At 63.9% G+C, this 20,274-nt stretch carries 21 protein-coding genes; 2 read left to right on the top strand and 19 right to left on the bottom strand.

Annotation, left to right across the window (positions count from 1 at the left end; all coding sequences use genetic code 11):
- Positions 1-15 precede the first annotated feature (15 nt).
- The 3 genes from mdo to BFL43_RS24630 form a co-directional block, all read right to left on the bottom strand.
- On the bottom strand, positions 16-1,287 hold the full coding sequence (gene mdo, locus BFL43_RS24640; protein WP_084895656.1) for an NDMA-dependent methanol dehydrogenase: 1,272 nt from the start codon (positions 1,285-1,287) through the stop codon (positions 16-18).
- Between the two features lie 190 nt (positions 1,288-1,477).
- Positions 1,478-2,743, bottom strand: coding sequence for a UDP-N-acetylglucosamine 1-carboxyvinyltransferase (murA, locus tag BFL43_RS24635; protein ID WP_084895654.1), 1,266 nt, complete (start codon positions 2,741-2,743; stop codon positions 1,478-1,480).
- Positions 2,744-2,821: 78 nt separating this feature from the next.
- Entirely contained in the window at positions 2,822-3,295 is a 474-nt protein-coding gene (locus BFL43_RS24630; RefSeq protein ID WP_084895652.1) for an SRPBCC family protein, read from the bottom strand.
- 80 nt (positions 3,296-3,375) lie between these two features.
- Between BFL43_RS24630 and BFL43_RS24625 the strand changes: the two genes are divergently transcribed.
- Complete coding sequence (locus BFL43_RS24625; protein WP_084895650.1) at positions 3,376-3,975, top strand: cob(I)yrinic acid a,c-diamide adenosyltransferase; 600 nt, start codon at positions 3,376-3,378, stop codon at positions 3,973-3,975.
- Here BFL43_RS24625 and BFL43_RS24620 read toward each other — a convergent pair.
- The 15 genes from BFL43_RS24620 to rpmE all read right to left on the bottom strand — a co-directional run bounded on the left by BFL43_RS24620 (position 3,972) and on the right by rpmE (position 17,149).
- Positions 3,972-4,412, bottom strand: coding sequence for a DUF2550 domain-containing protein (locus BFL43_RS24620; protein WP_084895648.1), 441 nt, complete (start codon positions 4,410-4,412; stop codon positions 3,972-3,974). The two genes, BFL43_RS24625 and BFL43_RS24620, sit on opposite strands and share 4 nt — an antisense overlap.
- A gap of 124 nt (positions 4,413-4,536) precedes the next feature.
- Positions 4,537-4,923, bottom strand: a complete 387-nt coding sequence (locus BFL43_RS24615) for a F0F1 ATP synthase subunit epsilon (RefSeq protein ID WP_084835099.1) — start codon at positions 4,921-4,923, stop codon at positions 4,537-4,539.
- Positions 4,924-4,932: 9 nt separating this feature from the next.
- On the bottom strand, positions 4,933-6,384 hold the full coding sequence (gene atpD, locus BFL43_RS24610; RefSeq protein ID WP_084835100.1) for a F0F1 ATP synthase subunit beta: 1,452 nt from the start codon (positions 6,382-6,384) through the stop codon (positions 4,933-4,935).
- A 29-nt stretch (positions 6,385-6,413) separates the two neighbouring features.
- A complete protein-coding gene (locus tag BFL43_RS24605; RefSeq protein ID WP_084895646.1) occupies positions 6,414-7,334 on the bottom strand; it encodes a F0F1 ATP synthase subunit gamma in 921 nt (306 codons plus the stop codon).
- Positions 7,335-7,387: 53 nt separating this feature from the next.
- Positions 7,388-9,019, bottom strand: coding sequence for a F0F1 ATP synthase subunit alpha (atpA, locus tag BFL43_RS24600; RefSeq protein WP_084895644.1), 1,632 nt, complete (start codon positions 9,017-9,019; stop codon positions 7,388-7,390).
- 85 nt (positions 9,020-9,104) lie between these two features.
- Complete coding sequence (locus tag BFL43_RS24595) at positions 9,105-10,457, bottom strand: F0F1 ATP synthase subunit B/delta (RefSeq protein ID WP_084895642.1); 1,353 nt, start codon at positions 10,455-10,457, stop codon at positions 9,105-9,107.
- A gap of 3 nt (positions 10,458-10,460) precedes the next feature.
- Positions 10,461-10,982: a F0F1 ATP synthase subunit B gene (locus BFL43_RS24590; protein WP_084895640.1), complete on the bottom strand. Its 522-nt coding sequence runs from the start codon at positions 10,980-10,982 to the stop codon at positions 10,461-10,463.
- Between the two features lie 27 nt (positions 10,983-11,009).
- Positions 11,010-11,261: a F0F1 ATP synthase subunit C gene (locus tag BFL43_RS24585; protein ID WP_023957890.1), complete on the bottom strand. Its 252-nt coding sequence runs from the start codon at positions 11,259-11,261 to the stop codon at positions 11,010-11,012.
- Between the two features lie 82 nt (positions 11,262-11,343).
- Entirely contained in the window at positions 11,344-12,099 is a 756-nt protein-coding gene (gene atpB / locus BFL43_RS24580; protein ID WP_084895639.1) for a F0F1 ATP synthase subunit A, read from the bottom strand.
- The gene (locus tag BFL43_RS24575; RefSeq protein ID WP_084895637.1) at positions 12,096-12,509 is read right to left on the bottom strand and encodes an ATP synthase subunit I; all 414 of its coding nucleotides are present in this window, start codon (positions 12,507-12,509) and stop codon (positions 12,096-12,098) included. Before BFL43_RS24575 ends, atpB begins: the two co-directional genes overlap by 4 nt.
- A gap of 286 nt (positions 12,510-12,795) precedes the next feature.
- Entirely contained in the window at positions 12,796-13,989 is a 1,194-nt protein-coding gene (locus BFL43_RS24570) for an MraY family glycosyltransferase (protein WP_084895761.1), read from the bottom strand.
- Between the two features lie 240 nt (positions 13,990-14,229).
- Positions 14,230-14,883 carry an L-threonylcarbamoyladenylate synthase gene (locus BFL43_RS24565; RefSeq protein ID WP_084895635.1) on the bottom strand — a complete coding sequence of 218 codons (654 nt, stop codon included), beginning with the start codon at positions 14,881-14,883 and terminating at the stop codon, positions 14,230-14,232.
- Positions 14,880-15,740 (bottom strand): peptide chain release factor N(5)-glutamine methyltransferase, encoded by an 861-nt coding sequence (prmC, locus tag BFL43_RS24560; RefSeq protein WP_084895633.1) that lies wholly within the window; start codon positions 15,738-15,740, stop codon positions 14,880-14,882. The genes BFL43_RS24565 and prmC overlap by 4 nt, the downstream gene beginning before the upstream one ends.
- Positions 15,737-16,813 carry a peptide chain release factor 1 gene (gene prfA / locus BFL43_RS24555; RefSeq protein ID WP_084895631.1) on the bottom strand — a complete coding sequence of 359 codons (1,077 nt, stop codon included), beginning with the start codon at positions 16,811-16,813 and terminating at the stop codon, positions 15,737-15,739. Before prfA ends, prmC begins: the two co-directional genes overlap by 4 nt.
- Before the next feature lie 96 nt (positions 16,814-16,909).
- Positions 16,910-17,149 (bottom strand): 50S ribosomal protein L31, encoded by a 240-nt coding sequence (gene rpmE, locus BFL43_RS24550; RefSeq protein WP_084835109.1) that lies wholly within the window; start codon positions 17,147-17,149, stop codon positions 16,910-16,912.
- 219 nt (positions 17,150-17,368) lie between these two features.
- Between rpmE and BFL43_RS24545 the strand changes: the two genes are divergently transcribed.
- On the top strand, positions 17,369-18,067 hold the full coding sequence (locus tag BFL43_RS24545) for a DUF3105 domain-containing protein (RefSeq protein ID WP_084895629.1): 699 nt from the start codon (positions 17,369-17,371) through the stop codon (positions 18,065-18,067).
- Positions 18,068-18,134: 67 nt separating this feature from the next.
- On the opposite strand, the gene rho is transcribed toward BFL43_RS24545, so the two are convergent.
- A complete protein-coding gene (rho, locus tag BFL43_RS24540) occupies positions 18,135-20,246 on the bottom strand; it encodes a transcription termination factor Rho (RefSeq protein WP_084895627.1) in 2,112 nt (703 codons plus the stop codon).
- Positions 20,247-20,274 lie beyond the last annotated feature (28 nt).

Here is a 20,274-nt window from a genome sequence, read left to right as displayed (position 1 = left end):
CGTCGAGCGTAGAACTCAGTACGTACCGGTGAACGCGTGCGTGACCATCGGGATCAGCGAGTCGACGGTGGACTCACGTGGGTTGCCCGGTGTGCACCAGTCGCCCATCATGTGCTCGGCGATGGCCTGGATCTGCTTGTCCGAGGTATCCATCTTGTCGCCACGACCCTCGTACTTACCCGTGTTCATCCGGTTCTTGTCGTAGCTGTTCACCGACAACTGTCCGAAGTTGTCCGGGATCCCGAGGTCCTTCGAGAGCCGGATCGCTTCCTCGACTGCCGCGTCCGCTGCCTGAACCTTCGTCATCTTGGACGTGTCGACACCCATCAGCGCCGCGATCTCGGCGTAACGCTCGAAACGCGACGGGAGGTTGTACTCCCACACACGGGGAAGAGCGATGGCGTTGTTCAGTCCGTGGTGGCTGTCGTAGAACGCGCTCACCGCGTGCGACATCGAGTGCACCAGACCCAGGCCACCGGAGTTGAATGCCTGTGCCGCAATGTACTGCGCGTGCATCATGCCGGTACGGGCCTCGAGATTCCGAGGGTCGTACACCGCGGTCCGCAGGTGGTCGCGAATCAGCTCGATCGAGTACTTCGCATTGCCCAGTGACGGTGCGAAGTCCAACCGCGACACATACGGTTCACTGGCGTGGGCCAGTACGTCGAACCCACAGAACGCCGTGAAGTGCTCCGGGCAGGTGTAGTACAGCAGCGGGTCGTCCATCGCGAGGTCGACGAGGCAGGAGTCGTCGAATGCAACCCACTTGTGCGGGTTGTTCATGTCCGACGTGTCGGTGATGACGTATGCCCAGGAGGTCTCCGAACCGGTGCCCGCCGTGGTCGACACGGCGATGTGCTTCGGGTTCTCCTTGTTCGTCGCCTTCGAGAAGCCCTCGAACTCGTTGATGTTGCGGCCGTCGTGGGCGATCACCATGCGAGCGCCCTTGGCGGCATCGTGGCTCGAGCCACCACCGACGGAGATGATTCCGTCGCACTTCTCCGACTGGTACAGCGCAGCCGAATCCATGCAGTTGTAGTCCTTGGGGTTGGATTCGACCTTGTCATAGAGCACCACATCGACGCCCTGGTACTCGATCTTGCCGATCAGTTCTTCGATGATGCCCGAGCCGCGGAGGCCGGTGGTCATGAGCAAAACCCGTGTCATTCCGAGGTCTTTCGCCTCGACACCGATCATGTCGTGCGCGCCGACACCGAGCTTGGCTTTGGGGAACGGGTGGAATTCCTTGATCGGGAAATCCCAAATCTGGTTGAGCTCAATGGCCATTGCCGGACTCTCCTTATGCGAGGGCAGAAAACTGTTGCCTCACAAGGATGTTGCCCAGGTCACACCGAAGACAAGGGCACCTGTCCCACCCACGGGTAACCATGTCCACACCGTCAGTTACCGCACCTGGCCGTAAGGACAGGTCCAGCGCGGCCCTGAGTGGACCTCACTCGCCCCGGCGAGCGGGGACTCATTCGCCCGGCGTGACCCGTTCGATCCCGCCGCCGAGGCTGCGCATGATCTCCACGAAGTCCGGATAGCCGCGGTCGATATGGGACACATCGTGAACCTCGGTGACGCCGTCGGCCACCAGCCCTGCCAGCACCAGTCCGGCACCGGCGCGTATGTCCGAACTCCACACCGGAGCACTCGACAGTCGTTCGATCCCCCGGATCACGGCGTGGTGACCGTCGGTCCGGGCGTCCGAGCCGAGACGTACCATCTCTTCGACGAAACGGAATCGGGCCTCGAAGACGTTCTCGGTGATCACCGACATCCCGTCACTGATCGCCGCAAGGCCGATGACCATGGGCTGCAAGTCCGTCGGAAACCCGGGGAAGGGCAGAGTCGAGTAGTTGACAGCCTTCGGGCGCGTTGACTGCACCACTCGAAATCCGTTGTCGTACTTGGTGATCTCGGCGCCGGCTCCCGCGAGCTTGGTCAGCACCAGCTGCAGGTGCGCAGGATCGACCCCCCGGACGGTGATGTCCCCGCGCGTCATCACCGCAGCGATTGCCCAGGTCGCACCGACGATGCGATCACCGATCACGCGATGCGTCACGGGAGTCAGGCGCTCGACACCTTCGACAGTCAGGGTCGAGGTTCCCGCCCCGCTGATCTTCGCGCCCATCTGAACGAGCATCACGCACAGGTCGACGATCTCCGGCTCGCGGGCCGCGTTGTCGATGGTGGTGGTTCCCTCGGCCAACACGGCCGCCATCAGAATGTTCTCGGTGGCACCCACCGACGGGAACTCGAGTGAGATCGGAGCACCGACGAGCTTGTCTGCCTCCGCGACGACGCACCCGTGCTCGATGACGCTGTGGGCACCCAGCAGCCGCAATCCGTTCTGATGCATGTCCAGGGGCCTGGAGCCGATCGCGTCCCCGCCCGGCAGTGCGACCACGGCGCGGTGACAGCGGGCCACCAGAGGACCGAGCACACAGACGGAGGCCCGGAATTGTTTGACCGCGTCGAAGTCGGCATGGAACTTGGGTTCCGCGGGGGTGTCGATGACCACTGTGTCGCCCGAGCAGGTGACCGTCGCCCCGAGACCGCGCAGAACATCGGCCATCAGCGGCACGTCGAGGATCTGCGGGCAATTGGTGATTGTCGTCGTCCCCTCGGCCAGCAGCGCCGCCGCCATCAGCTTCAGCACACTGTTCTTGGCGCCCACGACCTGCACCTCACCGGACAGCCGTGCGCCACCGGTCACCAGAAAACGATCATCACCCACGAGAGGTAGCGTAAGCGACCGGTCACGCGGCAACCGCGACGGGCCACGTAAGAATTGCACCAGCCGTCGCTGCGCCGATCAAGCGCCCTCCGCGGCGGCCTTCAGGGCAGTCAGGCCTTTTTCGAAATCGCCACCGATCAGCCTGTCGACGGGCATGACCTTGGCGAATATCTTTCCCAGCCCGGTGTTTTCGCCTGTCATGAGCCAGCTGACGACACTTCCGTCCGCGGTCCCCTCCGGCGTGATCGTGAAGACGACCTTGTTCGACGCCTTGAAAGGTCTCAGGAAGTTCACATCCACCGATACCGACGCCGGCGGCACCAACTCGGTGAACGTCATGTTGCCCTGACCCGCCTTGCGGTTGCCCTTCCAGGAGTACCCCGCACCCACCTCACCATCCGGGCCCGAATAATTGCGTTCGAGGTCGGCGTCGAGCTTCTCCCAGGGTGACCAGCGCGTCCACTGATGGAAGTCGGCGATGAGCTGATAGACCACGGGAGGCGGCGCCGATATGGTGATCGACCGCTCGATGGAAAATTTCTGTGGTGCCATGGCATCTCCCCGATAGTGCGGGCAAGCGCCCGGCCAGATGATGTCTACCGAGCACGACCCTACCGGGTACGTTTACAACCATGGCTGTTCATCTGACCCGGATCTACACCCGCACGGGTGACAGTGGCACCACAGGACTCAGCGACTTCTCCCGGGTGTCGAAAAATGATCCCCGGGTCACCGCGTATGCCGACTGCGACGAGGCAAACGCTGCGATCGGCGCTGCTGTGGCCCTGGGCGACCCCACCCCGGAGATCGCAGAAATCCTCACCCGAGTCCAGAACGATCTGTTCGACGCCGGCGCAGACTTGTCCACGCCCGTGGTCGAGAATCCGAAATATCCTCCACTGCGTCTGCTCCAGAGCTACATCGACGACCTAGAGGTCTGGTGCGATCACTACACCGACCGACTCGAGGCTCTGAACTCGTTCATCCTGCCGGGAGGTAGTCCGCTGAGTGCGCTACTGCACGTGGCGCGAACCGTCACGCGTAGAGCGGAGCGGTCGGCGTGGGCCGCGATCGAGGCATTTCCCGACGACACCAGCACCTTGCCCGCGCAGTATCTCAATCGGCTGTCAGATCTGCTGTTCATACTGTCGAGGGTCGCAAACCCCGGCGGCGACGTGCTCTGGCAGCCGGGCGAACAGCGCACTCGTGCCGCGACGGACAACAGAGACTAACGACGCCGTTCCCGATTGGATCGTTCGGCGCGCTGCGACGGGCGGGACTCGAGCCAGGATTGGAAGGCGGTCACCGCCCCCGCATCGAGTGCCAACTCGAACGCTCCCCCGCGGTCGGCGAGTTCCAGCACGACCATGCCGTCCCCGAGCACATCGCCCTCAGCGGGGGTGGGACTACGACGACCCTGCGTGACGACCGATTGCCTGAGCACCAACCGTGCCGGTCCACCACGCATACTGCGAAGCCGAAAGTACTCCATCGCGTTGTCGTCGTACCGGACAACGCCGTGACGCCAGGCACGCCCGTCGTCGGCAGGCAGCACGCGCAGCAGTGCTGATGTACCGGACCCACGCAGCTGATTGATCCGATAGACCAGATAGCACACCCCGATGGTGATCACCGCCACCACTGCGAGGGCAATCAAGTTCCAGTGCACACCGACACCTCCTTCAGCCCCCGCTAAATGCAGCGATCCCCGCAAACATGTGAAGTTTGCGGGGACCGATACCGTTCAGCCGTTCACATGGCCCCTGCCAACAGGATGCCACTTGTCCGGCGACTTACTTGACTTGGCCCAACTCGTCGAGTGCCCGCAGTCGAGATTGCGCGCGAAGGTACTCGTCCGAGCCCTCCTCGGCGACGTCGAGCGTCTCCTCTTCGGTGGCACGATCGATGTCGTCGGCCCACTCTGCGGACTCGGCAAGGATGGTGACGGTCTCTCCGGTGACGGAAAGGAATCCACCCTGGACCGCCGCCACTTTCCGGGAGCCGCCCTCCTCCTCGATGAGCACGAAACCACCCTGGATCAGCTGGCCGAGGAGCGGTTCGTGGTTCGCGAGAACACCGAGTTCGCCCTCGGTGGTCTGCGCGATCACGAAGGTCGCCTCACCCGAGTACAACTCGGAGTCCACCGCGACGACCTCGACGTGGAATGCGGTGTCAGCCATGAGTACCTGTCACTTCCTGGTGATCTTCTCGGCCGCAGCCTCGACGTCGTCGAGTCCGCCGCAGCTGTTGAACGCCTGCTCCGGAAGATGATCGAACTCGCCCTTGGCAACCCGGTCGAACGCCTCGATGGTGTCCGCGAGCGAAACCACCGAACCCTTCTGACCGGTGAACTTCTCGGCGACGAGGAAGTTCTGACCCAGGAACTTCTGGATACGGCGGGCGCGCTGGACGGTGACCTTGTCCTCTTCGGACAGTTCGTCCATACCGAGGATGGCGATGATGTCCTGGAGTTCGCGGTACTTCTGGAGGATGCGCTTGACCTCGTTGGCCACGCGGAAGTGGTTGTCTCCGACGATGGAGGCCTCCAGGATGCGCGAGGTCGAGGTCAGCGGATCCACAGCCGGGTAGATACCCAGCTGCGAGATGGGCCGCGAGAGCTCGGTGGTGGCATCGAGGTGCGCGAACGTGGTGGCGGGCGCCGGGTCCGTGTAGTCGTCGGCGGGCACGTAGATCGCCTGCAGCGAGGTGATCGAGTTACCACGAGTCGAGGTGATGCGCTCCTGGAGCTCACCCATCTCGTCCGCGAGGGTGGGCTGGTAGCCCACGGCCGACGGCATACGACCGAGCAGGGTGGAGACCTCGGAACCTGCCTGCGTGAAGCGGAAGATGTTGTCGATGAAGAGCAACACGTCCTGGTTCTTCACGTCACGGAAGTACTCGGCCATCGTCAGGGCCGACAGGGCGACGCGCATACGCGTGCCGGGCGGCTCGTCCATCTGGCCGAACACCAGGGCGGTGTCCTGCAACACGCCCATTTCTTCCATCTCCAGGTGGAGGTCGGTGCCCTCACGGGTGCGCTCGCCGACGCCGGCGAAGACCGACGTGCCGGAGAACTCACGAGCGATACGGGTGATCATCTCCTGGATCAGCACGGTCTTGCCGACACCGGCACCACCGAACAGTCCGATCTTGCCACCCTTGACATACGGGGTGAGCAGGTCGATGACCTTGATGCCGGTCTCGAGGATCTCGGTCTTGCCCTCGAGCTGATCGAATGACGGTGGCTTGCGGTGGATGCCCCACTGCTCGCCGTCGCGGCCGAGTCCCGGGGTGTCCAGGCAGTCGCCGAGTGCGTTGAACACGTGACCCTTGACGACGTCGCCGACGGGAACCGAGATCGGCTTCTCCGTATCGGTGACCTCGGCGCCACGCGTCAGGCCATCGGTCGGCTGCATGGAGATCGTGCGCACCAGGTTGTCACCGAGGTGCTGTGCGACCTCGAGGGTCAGCGTCTTGGCGACGGTGGGCAGCGTGATCTCTGCGTGCAGCGCGTTGAACAGTTCTGGGATCGAGCCGCGCGGGAACTCCACGTCGACGACCGGGCCAATGACTCGGACGACCCGACCGGATACCGAGCCGGCCTTCGAATCCGAGGAGGATTCGGTTACAGCTGTGGTCATGTTGTCTCTTCCTTGATTACGCGAGGGGATTACGCGAGGGCCTCTACGCCACCGACGATTTCGCTGATTTCCTGGGTGATCTGTGCCTGCCGGAGCTGGTTTGCCTCTCGCGAGAGCGACGTGACCAGATCTTCGGCGTTGTCGGTGGCCGCTTTCATGGCCGTCCGGCGAGCGGCCGATTCTGAGGCCGACGAGTCGAGCAGTGCCGCATACACGCGAGTCGCCACATACTTCGGCAGCAGTGCCGACAGCAAGGTCTCCGCGCCCGGCTCGAACGAGTAGTTCCGTGCCGGTGCAGTCTCTTCGCCTTCGTCGGCCTCCGACACCACCAGAGGGGCGATTCGCCGTACCTCAGGCGCTTGGGTCAGCATGCTCACGAAGCGGGTGTAGACCAGATGCAGCTCGTCTACGCCCTCGATCTTTCCTTCACCGTCCAGAGCATCGATCTCGGTGCCCGAACCGGCGACGAAGAGGTCGACCAGGTGTTCGGTGGCAGCTGCCGCGTCCGGGAACTCCGGCTGCTGGGAGAAGCCGGTCCACGAACCCGCGATGTCGACGCCACGGAAGGTGAAGTAGCCGACACCTTTTTGCCCGGTGATGAAGATGATGGGCTTCTTACCCTCGTCCTCGAGCAGCTCGATCAGCGACCGGGCTTCGCGCAACACGTTCGAGTTGTAACCGCCGCACATACCGCGGTCGCTCGTCACGATCAGCACCGCTGCACGTTTCGGGTTCTCCCGGGCCACCAGCAACGGATGGTCGAGGTTTCCCGAGTTCGACGCCAGCTCCGAGAGAACCGTGGTCATCTCTTTGGAGTAGGGCTTCGCAGCGGCAACTCGACCCTGGGCCTTGGTGATCCGCGACGTGGCGATCAGTTCCTGGGCCTTCGTGATCTTCTTTGTCGACTGGACTGACCGAATGCGTGAGCGCAGTTCGCGAATACTCGCCATGGGAACTCACACTCCTTTCGGATTAGTCGAAAATGGTCGGATGCTCATGTGTCCTAGGACTTCCGGACCTTGATCTCTTCGTTTTCGACGTCATCCGCGGCAAGCGCGTCTGCGTCGGCCTCGTTCACGCCACCGGGACCGTCAGAACCCTGGTAGGACTTCTTGAAGTTGTCCGCAGCGTCCCTGAGTGCCTCGGCCTGATCGTCCGAGAGTGCCTTGCCGCCGGCGATCGACTCGTAGACACCCTTGGCGCTGTGGTGCAGGTTGCCGAGGAGATCCTCTTCGTAAGCGCGGACGTCATCGATGGCGACCGAGTCGAAGTGGCCTTCGCCGGCGAGGTAGATCGAGACGATCTGGTCTTCGACGGACACCGGTGAGTACTGGTCCTGCTTGAGCAGCTCGACCCAGCGGGCTCCGCGCTCGAGCTGGGCCTTGGAGGCGTCGTCCAGGTCCGAGGCGAAGGCCGAGAAGGCCTCGAGCTCACGGAACTGGGCGAGCTCCAGACGCAGCGAACCCGAGACCTTCTTGAGGCCCTTCGTCTGCGCGGCGCCACCGACACGGGACACCGAGGTGCCGACGTTGATCGCGGGACGAACGCCCTTGTTGAAGAGGTCGGACTCGAGGAAGACCTGGCCGTCGGTGATCGAGATGACGTTGGTCGGGATGAACGCCGAGACGTCGTTGGCCTTGGTCTCGATGATCGGCAGGCCGGTCATCGATCCACCGCCGAGTTCGTCGGAGAGCTTGGCGCAACGCTCCAGCAGACGGGAGTGCAAGTAGAAGACGTCGCCCGGGTATGCCTCGCGGCCCGGCGGGCGCCGCAGCAGCAGCGAGATGGCGCGGTAGGCCTCGGCCTGCTTGGAGAGATCGTCGAACACGATCAGAACGTGCTTACCCTGATACATCCAGTGCTGGCCGATGGCAGAGCCGGTGTACGGGGCGAGCCACTTGAAGCCGGCCGAATCGGATGCGGGTGCGGCGACGATGGTGGTGTACTCCATCGCTCCGGCCTCGTCGAGCGCGGTCTTGACGCCCGCGATCGTCGAGCCCTTCTGCCCGATCGCGACGTAGATGCAGCGAACCTGCTTGTTCTCGTCGCCGCTCTCCCAGTTCGCCTTCTGGTTGAGGATGGCGTCGATGCAGACCGCGGTCTTGCCGGTCTTACGGTCGCCGATGATGAGCTGACGCTGTCCGCGGCCGATGGCGGTCATGGCGTCGATGGCCTTGATGCCTGTGGCGAGCGATTCCTCGACCGGCTGGCGCTCCAGCACCGAGGCAGCCTGGAGTTCGAGCACGCGCTGCTCGTTCGACTCGATGTCGCCCTGTCCGTCGATGGGCAGACCCAGTGGGTTCACGACGCGACCGAGGAAGGCGTCGCCCACGGGGACCGACAGCACCTCACCGGTACGACTGACCTGCTGGCCTTCTTGCAGTTCCTCGTAGTTACCGAGGATGACCGCGCCGACCTCATCTTCGTCGAGGTTCAAGGCCACACCCAGCACACCGCCGGGGAACTCTAGGAGTTCGTTGGCCATCGCGCCGGGCAGACCGCTCACGTGAGCGATGCCGTCAGCGGTATCGGTAACAATGCCGACTTCCTCGCGCGATGCGTCGGCCTCGAATGACGAGACGTACTGCTCGATCGCGCCCTTGATCTCGTCGGATGAGATCGTCAACTCCGCCATGAGTACTCGTTCCTTGCTTTCGTTTGTGCTTGTGGTCTTCTGTCTGCCCGCTCCGGAAGTGGTTTCCGCGCGGACTCGCGGGTCGCTACTTCGGCAGGCTTTCGCTGGCCTTGGTCAACCTGCTGGCGATGTCGCCTTCGATCAGTTCGTCCGCGACCAGCACCTTCAGTCCGCCCAGGAGCTGCGGGTCGATCTCCGTCTGTACCGACATTTCGCGACGGTAGATCCGGCCCAGCACCGCGGACAGACGTTCGGTCTGCTCGTCGGTCAGCTCGGATGCGGCGATCACATGAGCGACCGACTCTCCGCGCCGTGCGGCGGCCAGTTCGGCGATGTCACCGATGGCGACGTCGATCGGGGTCAAACCGTGCTGTAGCCGAACCGCGTTGGCCACAAGCGCTTTCGTGTGATCGGTGACCTTGCCGCCGATCACGTTGTCCGCCAGCTGGATTCGACCATCCGCCGGCGTGTGGTAATCCGAGAGCAGCCGCGTGAACTCCGGCTCGGCGATGAGCAGGCGACCGAGGCGGAACAGCTCGTCCTCCACCTCGGATATCTTTCCGTCGCGGTCGGCGACGGTCAGCAGCGCGAGACGGGACAGCCGCTCGATGGCCGTCGAGAAGTCACCGGAAGTCGACCACTTGGCCGCGACGGCTTCTTTGAGAACGTCCAGAGTCGTGTCGGCGACCTTGCCTGCGAACAGCGAGTCGACGAGCGCAACCTTCGGGTCGGTCGAGTCGGTGTTCTCCGAGAGATGCTTACGCAGAACAGGATTCGCGACCAGAAGTGCGGCCACAGACGACAGGTCCTCTGCCACGGTCTGCAGTGCGGCGTCGTCGAGCGACGATGCCTTCTCGTCGAAGCCACGCGCCAGGGCCCGTACCGAGTCGCGGCTGACTGCACGCATCGATCGGGTTCCCACGGTCTCCGATGCAGGAGTGGTGTCGAACGAGTCCTCGTCGCCGGCCATCCCCTCCAGTTCGGAGATCGCCCGGTCCACGGAGTCCGACTGTGCAGCCGGGTCCTCGAGATGCTCGCGGACCAACTTGGCGGCCACGTCCAGGGACGCGATACCGAGTTCTCCGCGAAGCTGACGGACGAGGTTCTGTCGATTCAGCTCGACCTGAGCCTTACCGTGCTCCTCGATCCGCTTCACTTCTTTGTCTGCCTGCACCCGCATCTGCTCGGTGATGGCCTGCGAGTCCCCGCGCGCTTCCTCGCGGATCCTGCTGGCCTCGGCCCGAGCCTGCTCCAGTGCGTTTGCGTGGGCATCCTTTGCCTCGGCGAGCTTGGCCTTGGCCCGCTCGCTCTCGGCTTCCTGCTCGGCGATCGTCTCTTGCTGCTTGGTGATCGTCTTACGCAGCACCGGCAAGATGTACTTCCAGAAGACGAAGACCACAACCGCGAAACCGACGAGTTGTCCGATGAAAATCGACATTGATTAGCCCACCGTCCCGGACTTCTCGTCCTCTTTAGCGGAGATGCGGTCGACAGCTGCCGACAGCTTCGAGTCAGCTGCGACGTCGATGCCGAGCACGCGGCTGGCCAGCCCGGAGGCGAGCCTGCCCAGTTCTGCGTGGGCCTCCGACGCAGCCCGCTGCCCTTCGGCAGCCAACTGCTCGGAGGTCTCACGCTGAACCGCGTCAGACGCCTCCGTGGCACGTCCACGCATTTCCTCGAGCTGCTCGGTGCCCTTGGCACGTGCCTCGTCGCGGATCCCGGTCGCCTCGACACGAGCACCCTTGAGTGCCGTCCGATACTCGGATTCGGCATCCTCAAAACTCTTGGTGGCGTCCCGATGGTCCAGATGGGTCTGGTGAACGAGTTGTTCGCGTTCCTCCAGCACCTTGCGGATCGGCGGCACGACCAGCTTGCCGACCACCACCAGCACGATCACGAAGATGATCAGCACTACGAAGAACGTGCCGTTCGGTATGAGGAAGTTCTCTTGGGCGAGATCCATGGCGTCTTTCTATCTGTTTCCCGAGATCTATTCGGCGCTGATCGGGGTGGCGAAGACGAACAACGCCATGAAGGCCAGGTTGATGAAGTACGCGGCCTCGACCAGACCAACGGTGATGAAGAACGGCGTGAACAGGCGGCTCTGAGCCTCGGGCTGACGCGCGATTCCCGCGATCAGCTGCGCACCGGCCAGACCGTCACCGATACCGGCGCCGATAGCGCCGCCGGCCATGATCAGACCGCCGCCGATCAGTGCACCCATGCCAATCATTGGATCCATTTACTTTTCCCTTTCGGTGGTACTGACAATCGAATTGCCAGGTCTTTGGGCCCCGCCAGCATTGCGCCGGCCAGGGATCGATCTAGTGGTGCTCGTCCTCCAGCTCCATTGACTGGCTGAAGTACAAGATGGTCAGCAATGTGAAGATGAACGCCTGGATCAAACCGACGAACACGTCGAACATCTTCCAGATGGAGTTGGGGGCCCACAGGATGTAGGCCGGGAAGATCGCGATCAGAGAGACCATCACACCGCCGGCGAACATGTTGCCGAAAAGACGGAGTGAGAGCGAAACCGGCTTGGCGATCTCTTCGATGATGTTGATCGGGGCCAGCCCGATCGCGTGACCCTTCACCAAGGCCTTGGGGTGGCCGAGCCAGCCGCGTCGGCGCACACCGGCCGCGTGGTAGGCGACGAAGACGAAGAGTGCGAGCGCATAGACGAAGTTGGCGTCGGAGGCCGGTGGCTTCAGGAGTTCGTGCGTGCCACCTTCACTGGTTCCGTACTGGACCGGCAGCACCGATATCCAGTTGGCGACCAGGATGAAGATGAACAGCGTGACGGCCAGCGGCAGCAGGAACGGCGCCACCTTCATGCCAATTCCGCCTTCGACCTGGGCCCGCATCTGGGACGTCAGGGCCTCGAAGAACAGCTGGACCGAGTTCGGCTTGCCCGAAGACAACTTTGCCCGTACGAAGAACGCCAGCCCGATGACAACCACGGCCGCAAACGAGGTGCCGATGATGGTGTCCAGGTTGAAGGACATACCGAGGAACTCCACCACGGTGTGGTGACCGACCTCGATCTGCGCCTCGGCGAGATACGACGTATCTGTCATGACTGGGTACGAAGTCCTTTCATCACTGGAATCACTGTGTTGAGAACCAGGATCACCTGACACAACGCGAGTCCGAACATCACGCCGAGTCCGTCTGGGCGGGCAAGAAATGCCACCACCAGCGCGACGACCGTGAGGATCGCGAGTCGCAGAGCCGAGTTGACCACCAATGGCCGCTTACGCGGATTCTCTTCTGCGGTGACACCTTGCACGTAAAGCTGAACAAGCTTGGCATTGGCCAAACTCAGGGCAATTCCGAGGAACATCCAGATGCCGAACATGATGTGCCCGAGGTAGGCACCGGCAACAACTGCGACGACAACCAGCAATCCACTCAAGATTGCGGGTCGCACCAGACTCAGCGGAGCCTCCGGGAATACCGGCGCCGAGTCGGAGCTTGACGTCGTCATACCTCTCCTCAAGGGTCTAGCGTTTCGCTAGCTCTGGGGCAGCGTGGCAGAGCCGCGCCCGTCGATCCAAAACATGATCCGGGCGACAGCTCGTCGATCCCTGTGACCATATCAACAACTTTGTGGCCGTCCGTCGGGGGGTGCGTTGCCGAGAATTGCGGCTCTCACCTTGTCGATCTCGGCTACTACAGACAATAGTACTACGCCCGGTAATGCCCCGAATGTCCGGGTTAGGTCGTGCTTCGTAGAAGGCTACGCGACCGCCGGCGGCGGCTCCCCGCCGCCCTCAGACGGCCGCCGGGCGACCCCTGTTTCGCCTGCGCAGCCGCGGCACGATCGTCGCGACCATCGCCAGGATCAGCCCACCACCGAGTAGTGGAAGGACCACCGACGCGGAGAACACCGTGCTCGCTGCCGCACTGAAGGCGAGTACACCCACCCACAGATAGATGAGCAACACCACGCGTCGGTGGGAGTGGCCGATCTCGAGCAGGCGATGGTGCAGATGCATCTTGTCCGGTGTGTAGAAGCCGACGCCCGCGCGCGTGCGCCGGACGACGGCCATCAGCATGTCGAGCATGGGGATGAACATGACCGCGGCCACCAGGATGATCGGTGAGAGCAAGGTGAAGACGTCAGCGGGACCGTACGCGTTGATCGCGATCCGTCCCGATGCGCTCGTGGACGCGGCGGCGAGCATCAGCCCGATGAGCATCGATCCCGAATCACCCATGAATATCCGGGCGGGCTGAAAGTTGTGGGGCAAGAAGCCGAGGCAGGCGCCCGCCAGGATCACCGAGATCAGCGCAGGAGCGTAGTAGCTGACATCGCCGCCCTGGTCGCGTAGCAGGCCGAGAGAGAACGCACAGATCGCCAGTGCCGCGATCAAGGCGAGTCCCGCGGCCAGTCCGTCGAGGCCGTCCACGAAGTTGATGGCGTTGACCGTCGCCACGGTGATCGCGATCGTGAGCAGACCGGACTGCAGCGGGTCGAGGACGACGGTGCCGATGTCACCGAACGGCACGGCGAGCACCGTCCAGCTCAGGCCCATGATCACCAGCACGCCCGCCGCCGTGAGCTGCCCGACGAACTTGGTCAGGGCGTCGATCCCCCATCGATCGTCGATGATGCCCACCAGCACGATGACCCCGCCGGCGACCACCACCGCGTTCATGTCGTCGGTGTACGCGAACCCCCGGGTCAAGGCAGGGAGCTCCCCCGCGAGCACCATTCCGGCCAGCACCCCGATGTACATTCCGACGCCACCGAGACGCGGTGTCGGGACCGCATGCACATCGCGGGTTCGCGGCACCGCAACGGCACCGACGCGAGTGGCGATCACCCGGACGAGTCCGGTGAGCAGATACGTGATGACCGCAGCGGTGAGCCCGACCAGCATCAATTCGCGCAGGGGTACACCTGCGCCGCTACTGGTGAGCCCGGACTGGGCGGCAATCAACATGCCGCTGCCCTCACCCATCGAAGTCGTCTCGGCCGCAAGCACGGGTCAACGCTACTAGTGCACACATCGAATTCAGCGAACGCCCGCGAGCAGATCGCGAACATCGCCTGAGACCGAGTTCCCGTCGGATCAGCAGTGCCGTCTCTGGGTCGGCGCTCATCAGTGCCGAATACCCTGCGCCACTGCCGGTTACGTTCGAGGGTTCGTTCACGACCATCTGCTCGCGCCTTTCGGTGGTCGACGGTCTTCGGGAGTCTCTCAGACCCGTAGACTCTCCACGCCCGTGCCCAGTACATCCGCGATCTGTTCTGCGGTGACCGCGCCCTCGCGCACGATCTTGGGTGCCATGTCCGTCAGGTCGACGATGGTCGACGGCATCGCCTTCTCGGCCGGTCCCCCGTCGAGGTACACCGCAACGGACTCCCCGAGTTGCTCACGAGCTTCAGCAGCAGTCGTCGCGGGCGGACGTCCTGAGATGTTCGCACTGGACACCGCCATCGGGCCGACCTCTCGCAAGATCTCGATGGCCACCGGATGCAGCGGCATCCGCAGCATCACAGTACCGCGGGTATCTCCCAGGTCCCAGGCCAGCGAGGGCGCCTGGTGCACGATCAGACTCAATCCACCCGGCCAGAAGGCCCGCGTCAATTCACGGGCCGTCGGAGACACCGAGAGCACCAGCCCGTCGATCGTGGTCCACGAGCCGACGAGCACGGGAACGGGCATGTCGCGACCCCGCCCCTTGGCCGCCAGAAGGCTGTTCACGGACTCGGAATCAAAAGCGTCGCAACCCAATCCATACAGCGTGTCGGTGGGCATCACGACCAGGCGGCCGCCTTTGGCGGCGCCGACGGCAGCGCGGAGTCCGGCCGCCCGGGAGTCGGGTTTGCTGCAATCGAACGTAGTGCTCACGGGTTCATCCTCGCACGTCGCGCCGAGACGAACCGCGCCCGACCGGCGAGATCCTCCATCTGGGAGATCCCTTCGAAGTCAGCGCTGGTGTCGAGGGCCGCCATCACCAGGCCACCGGTCGTGTCGTCGTGCTCGATTGCGACGGCGCCACCCGGTCTGAGCACCCGGGCGATGGTCTCGATCATCGGGGTGATCACCGACATCCCGTCGACGCCGCCGAACAGCGCCAGCGCGGGGTCGTACTCCGCCACCTCGGCGGGAAGGTCGGTCCCGGTAGGGATGTACGGCGGGTTGGCGACGATCAGGTCAGCAGACACCCCGGCGAGAACATCCGGGTCGCGGACATCTCCGGAGTGGACGACCACTCGATCGCGAACCGGTTGCGGGAGGTGAGAAAGGTTGCGCCGCAGCCAGGTCAGTGCGTCCGGATCGATCTCGACCGCGTGGACGAGTGAGCCCGTGACCGAATCCGCCAACGACAGGGCCAGGGCTCCGCTCCCGCTGCACAGATCCACCACGACGGGGTCTGGCACTGCGGCGAGGACCTTGCATCCCCACGACCAGAGGAGTTCGGTCTCCATCCGCGGGGTGAAGACACCGGGGCCGACCTCGAGCTCAACCGAGCCGAACTGCACCCGACCGATGATGTGCTGCAGCGGCTCCCGGGTCGCGCGGCGCCGGACGAGCTCGCGGAATCGAGAGAGCTGGTCGTCGGTCAGACCATCGACCATGACCAGCTCGCCGGCTGTTCTGCCGACGACATGCGCCAGCAGCAGCGTGGCGTCCACTCCCGGGGAGTCGACACCAGCGGCGGCCAGGACATCCGCCGCCTCGAGGCGGATCTCGCGAACGCTCACTCCGCCTCGAGGCGGGCCTGGCGATCGGCGGCTTTGAGCGCGTCCAGCAATGCATCCATCTCACCGGAGAGCACCGCATCGAGGTTGTTCGCCTTGTATCCGATGCGGTGATCTGTGATGCGGTTCTCGGGGAAGTTGTAGGTGCGGATCCGCTCCGAACGGTCGACGGTACGGACCTGCGCGGCGCGACCCTCTGACGCCTCCGAGTTTGCGGCCTCCTCCGCCGCCGCCTGCAGGCGCGCAGCAAGCACCTGCATCGCGCGCGCCTTGTTCTGCAGCTGTGAGCGCTCGTTCTGGCAGGTCACGACGATGTTGGTCGGGAGGTGCGTGATACGGACTGCGGAGTCGGTGGTGTTGACACCCTGGCCACCCTTGCCGGAGCTGCGATAGACATCGATCCGGAGGTCGCCCTCATCGATCTGCACCTGCTCGACCTCATCGGGCTCGGGATAGATCAGCACCCCGGCGGCCGACGTGTGGATGCGGCCCTGCGATTCGGTCACCGGGACACGCTGGACACGGTGCACACCGCCTTCGAATTTGAGTCTGGCCCATACCCCGTCGGGTCCGTCGCCCCTTGACTTGATCGAGATGGTCGCGTCTTTGTAGCCGCCGAGGTCGGACTCGGTGAGCCCCAGCGTCTGCGCCTTCCAGCCGTGGCGTTCGCAGTACTTCAGATACATCCTCGCCAGATCAGAGGCGAACAGCGCTGATTCTTCGCCGCCGGCGCCGGATTTGATCTCGAGCACCACGTCGTCGCCGTCGTGCGGATCACGAGGTGCCAGCAAATCGGTCAGCGCGGTGTCGAGCTCGGACACCGTCCGTTCCAGTTCCGGGATCTCCACGGCGAAGGCACTGTCGTCGGCCGCGAGTTCACGCGCAGCCTGCAGGTCGTCCTGCGCCGCGGCAAGTTTGGTGTAGGTGGCCATGATGGGCGCGAGTTCCGCAAAACGCTTGCCCACCCGGCGAGCCGCAGCGGGATCGTCGTGCAGCGCCGGATCCGACAGCTGAGTCTGCAGGCCGGCGTGTTCGGCGAGGATGTCGTCGATCGCGGACGGCTCTGGGGTGCTCATGACCTGATTCCTTGCACGTGGGGTGGGACTCTCCTGGAGAAACAAAACCGGCGCCCATCCCCGCCGTGAGGCAGAGATGGACGCCGGTCGGACAAGCTACTTTTCGGCTGCTGCGTCGTCCTTCTTGGCTGCGCGCTTGCCGTAACGCTTCTCGAACCGTGCGACGCGGCCACCGGTGTCGAGAATCTTCTGCTTGCCCGTGTAGAACGGGTGGCACTGCGAGCAGACCTCGACGTTGATCCGACCGTTCTCCTTGGTGGAGTGGGTCTGGAAGGTGTTCCCGCAGCCGCAGACCACAGTGGTCTCGACGTATTCGGGGTGAATTCCCTGCTTCATTTCTGGTGTCCCTTTCGGAGGTCGCCGGGTCACCTTCGCGGATCGAAGGTGTGAACCGGAACCGGACTCTGGCCGCTCAGTATGCCAGAAGCGCTGGTCTCTGAGCCAATCGGTGACCTCTACGGCACCCACCGGCAGCAGCGCGATCAGACAACTGCGGCACGATGGTGACAACGACGGACGGGTGGGAATCATTCCACCGCACAGACGGGTGGGAACGTGGCACACACACTACGGTCGGCAGCGACCGGATTGACGCTGGTCGCAGTGCTGGCAGCGTGTCAATCGACCGAGACCGGGCAGGCTGTTCGGGCCTCGGAAGGCGCGGTATCGGCCGAGGACTTCATCCCGAGCGCCGACAACCCTGATCCAACCGATCGAATCGACGGGGTCCTCCGGGTCCACTACCCGTCGCCGCAGCACGTCGCCCGCGACGGACGTGTGCGCTATCAATACTCCCCGCCACTCGGTGGTACCCACGATTACGGCTGGGCAGGGTGCACGGGCGTGGTCTACCCCACCGGTATCCGCACCGAGAACGCGGTGCATTCCCTCGAACACGGTGCGGTGTGGCTCACCTACAATCCCGATGACCTCGACGCCGATGATGTCGATCTGCTGGCAGCGCGGGTCGATGGGGTCGAGTACACGCTGATGTCGCCGTACCCGGGGCTCGATCGCCCGATCTCGGTGCAGTCGTGGGGACACCAACTCAAACTCGACGACGCCGACGACCCGCGGATCGATCAGTTCATCGCCGCCACCAAACAGAACTCACAGTCCGGCGTCTACCCCGAAGACCCGATGGCGACCGGCTTCCCGGAACCGGGGGCGACGTGCTCTGCGGTGCCAGGTGTGTTCGATCTCTCCGATCCCCCGCCGTTCGATCCGCGGCAGGGCGACGTACCCGACAGCTGAGCGTCGACGAAACGAAAAGAACCCACCCCGTTTCGGGGTGGGTTCTTTTCTCGTTCCGAGACGGCTACTAGTCGTCGTCGCGCATCGCGCCCGGTGCGGTCTTTTGGACCTGCATCAGGAACTCGACGTTGCTCTTTGTCTTCTTCAGCTGGCTGACCAGCAGGTCGATGGCCTGCTGCGAGTCCAGTCCGGCGAGCACGCGGCGCAGTTTGTGCACGATCGAGAACTCCTCGGGCGAGAGCAGGAGCTCGTCCTTACGGGTGCTCGACATGTTGACATCCACCGCCGGGAACACGCGGCGCTCTGAGATCTTGCGATCCAGTTTGAGCTCGGCGTTGCCGGTGCCCTTGAACTCCTCGAAGATGACCGTGTCGCCGGTGGAACCGGTCTCGACCAGTGCCGAGGCGATGATCGTCAGCGATCCACCGTTCTCGATGTTGCGGGCCGCACCCAGGAAACGCTTCGGCGGATACAACGCGGTCGAATCGACACCACCGGAGAGGATCCGGCCCGACGCCGGCGACGCGTTGTTGTACGCGCGACCCAAGCGGGTGATCGAATCCAGAAGCACCACAACGTCTTTGCCGTCTTCGACCAAACGCTTTGCCCGCTCGATGGCGAGTTCGGCGACGGAGGTGTGATCTGACGGCGGACGGTCGAAGGTGGAGGCGATGACCTCACCCTTCACCGAGCGCTGCATGTCGGTGACCTCTTCTGGCCGCTCGTCGACCAGAACAACCATGAGATAGCACTCCGGGTTGTTGATCGAGATGGCGTTGGCGATGTTCTGCAGGATCGTGGTCTTACCGGCCTTGGGCGGGGACACGATCAGCGCGCGCTGGCCTTTGCCGATCGGCATGACCAGGTCGATCACGCGGGTCGAGATACGATCGCTCGTCGTCTCCAGCCGTAACCGCTGGTTCGGGTACAGCGGCGTCAGCTTGACGAATTCCGGTCGCTTCTTGGCGGTTTCGACATCAGAGCCGTTGACCGAGTCGAGGCGGACGAGTGGGTTGAACTTCTGCCGCTGATTCGACTGGTCGCCGTCCTTGGCCACCTTGACCGCACCGGTGATCGCGTCACCGCGGCGCAGGCCGTTCTTACGGATCAGGTTCATCGACACGTAGACGTCGTTCGGACCCGCCAGATATCCGGAGGTCCGCACGAAGGCGTAGTTGTCGAGGACATCGAGAATGCCGGCCACCGGCTGCAAGACATCGTCTTCGGAGATCTGCGGTTCGCCGCCGCGTCCCTCACCGGGACCATCACTTCGATCGCGTCCACGACGGCGCTCACGGAAGCGCCGTCCTCGACGTCCGCCACGCTCGTCGTCGTCGCCCGGACCGTTGTCACGGTTGTTGTTGCTCCTCGGACCGTTGTTCTGGCCCTGGCCGTCATTGCCGCGGTCATCGCGGTTGCGGTTACCCGAACCCTGATCATCGCGGTTCCGGTTACCCGAACCCTCGCGGTTCTGGTTGCCGTCGCGGCCCTGCCCGCCTTCGCGGTTCTGGTTGCCGTCGCGGCCCTGCCCGCCCTCGCGGTTCTGGTTGCCGTCGCGGTTCTGGTTGCCCTGGCCGCCGGCCTGGTTGTCGCGGTTCTGGTTGTCGCGGTTCTGGTTGTCCCGGCCCTGGCTGTCCCGATTGCTGTTCTGGCCATCGCGGCCCCGGCGACGCTGACGTCGCTGGTCACCGCCATCGGTCGAATCGTCATCGGCGCCGTCGGACGCCTTTGTCGGGGTGCCGGCTCCGCCGTCTGTCGCCGGTTCCGCGGCAACCTTGGCAGCCGGGGCCTCGACCGCGGGCTCCGCGGTCTGCGGCTCGCTGGCCGCTTCTTTTCTACGAGAGGTGGTCTTCGGCTCCACCGTGGTCTGCGGTTCGGCGGCCGGAGCCTCCGTCTTTGCAGACGACTTCTCGGCCGGCGCCTTCGCAGCTGCCTTGGTCTTGGCAGGTGCCGGCGCTGAACCGCCGCTCTGACGCTCCTTGATGGCAGCGATCAGGTCGCTCTTACGCATGCCCGACGTACCCTTGATGCCCAGCTCACCGGCCAGGCCACGAAGTTCGGTGAGAACCATCCCCGACAGCCCGGTCCCACGGCGACGTTCGGCTTTCGGAGTATCGACTCCACCGAGATCAAGAGTGTTTTCCGAGCCCGGTGCAGTGATCAGGTCCGTATCCGTCAACGGATATCCTTTCCTTCCCCCGCCGGTA

Source organism: Williamsia sp. 1135, assembly GCF_002095395.1.
In the GTDB taxonomy this organism is placed as follows: domain Bacteria; phylum Actinomycetota; class Actinomycetes; order Mycobacteriales; family Mycobacteriaceae; genus Williamsia.
The sequence above is the reverse complement of the archived record's forward strand: the minus strand, read 5'-3'. Positions and strand labels throughout refer to the sequence as shown.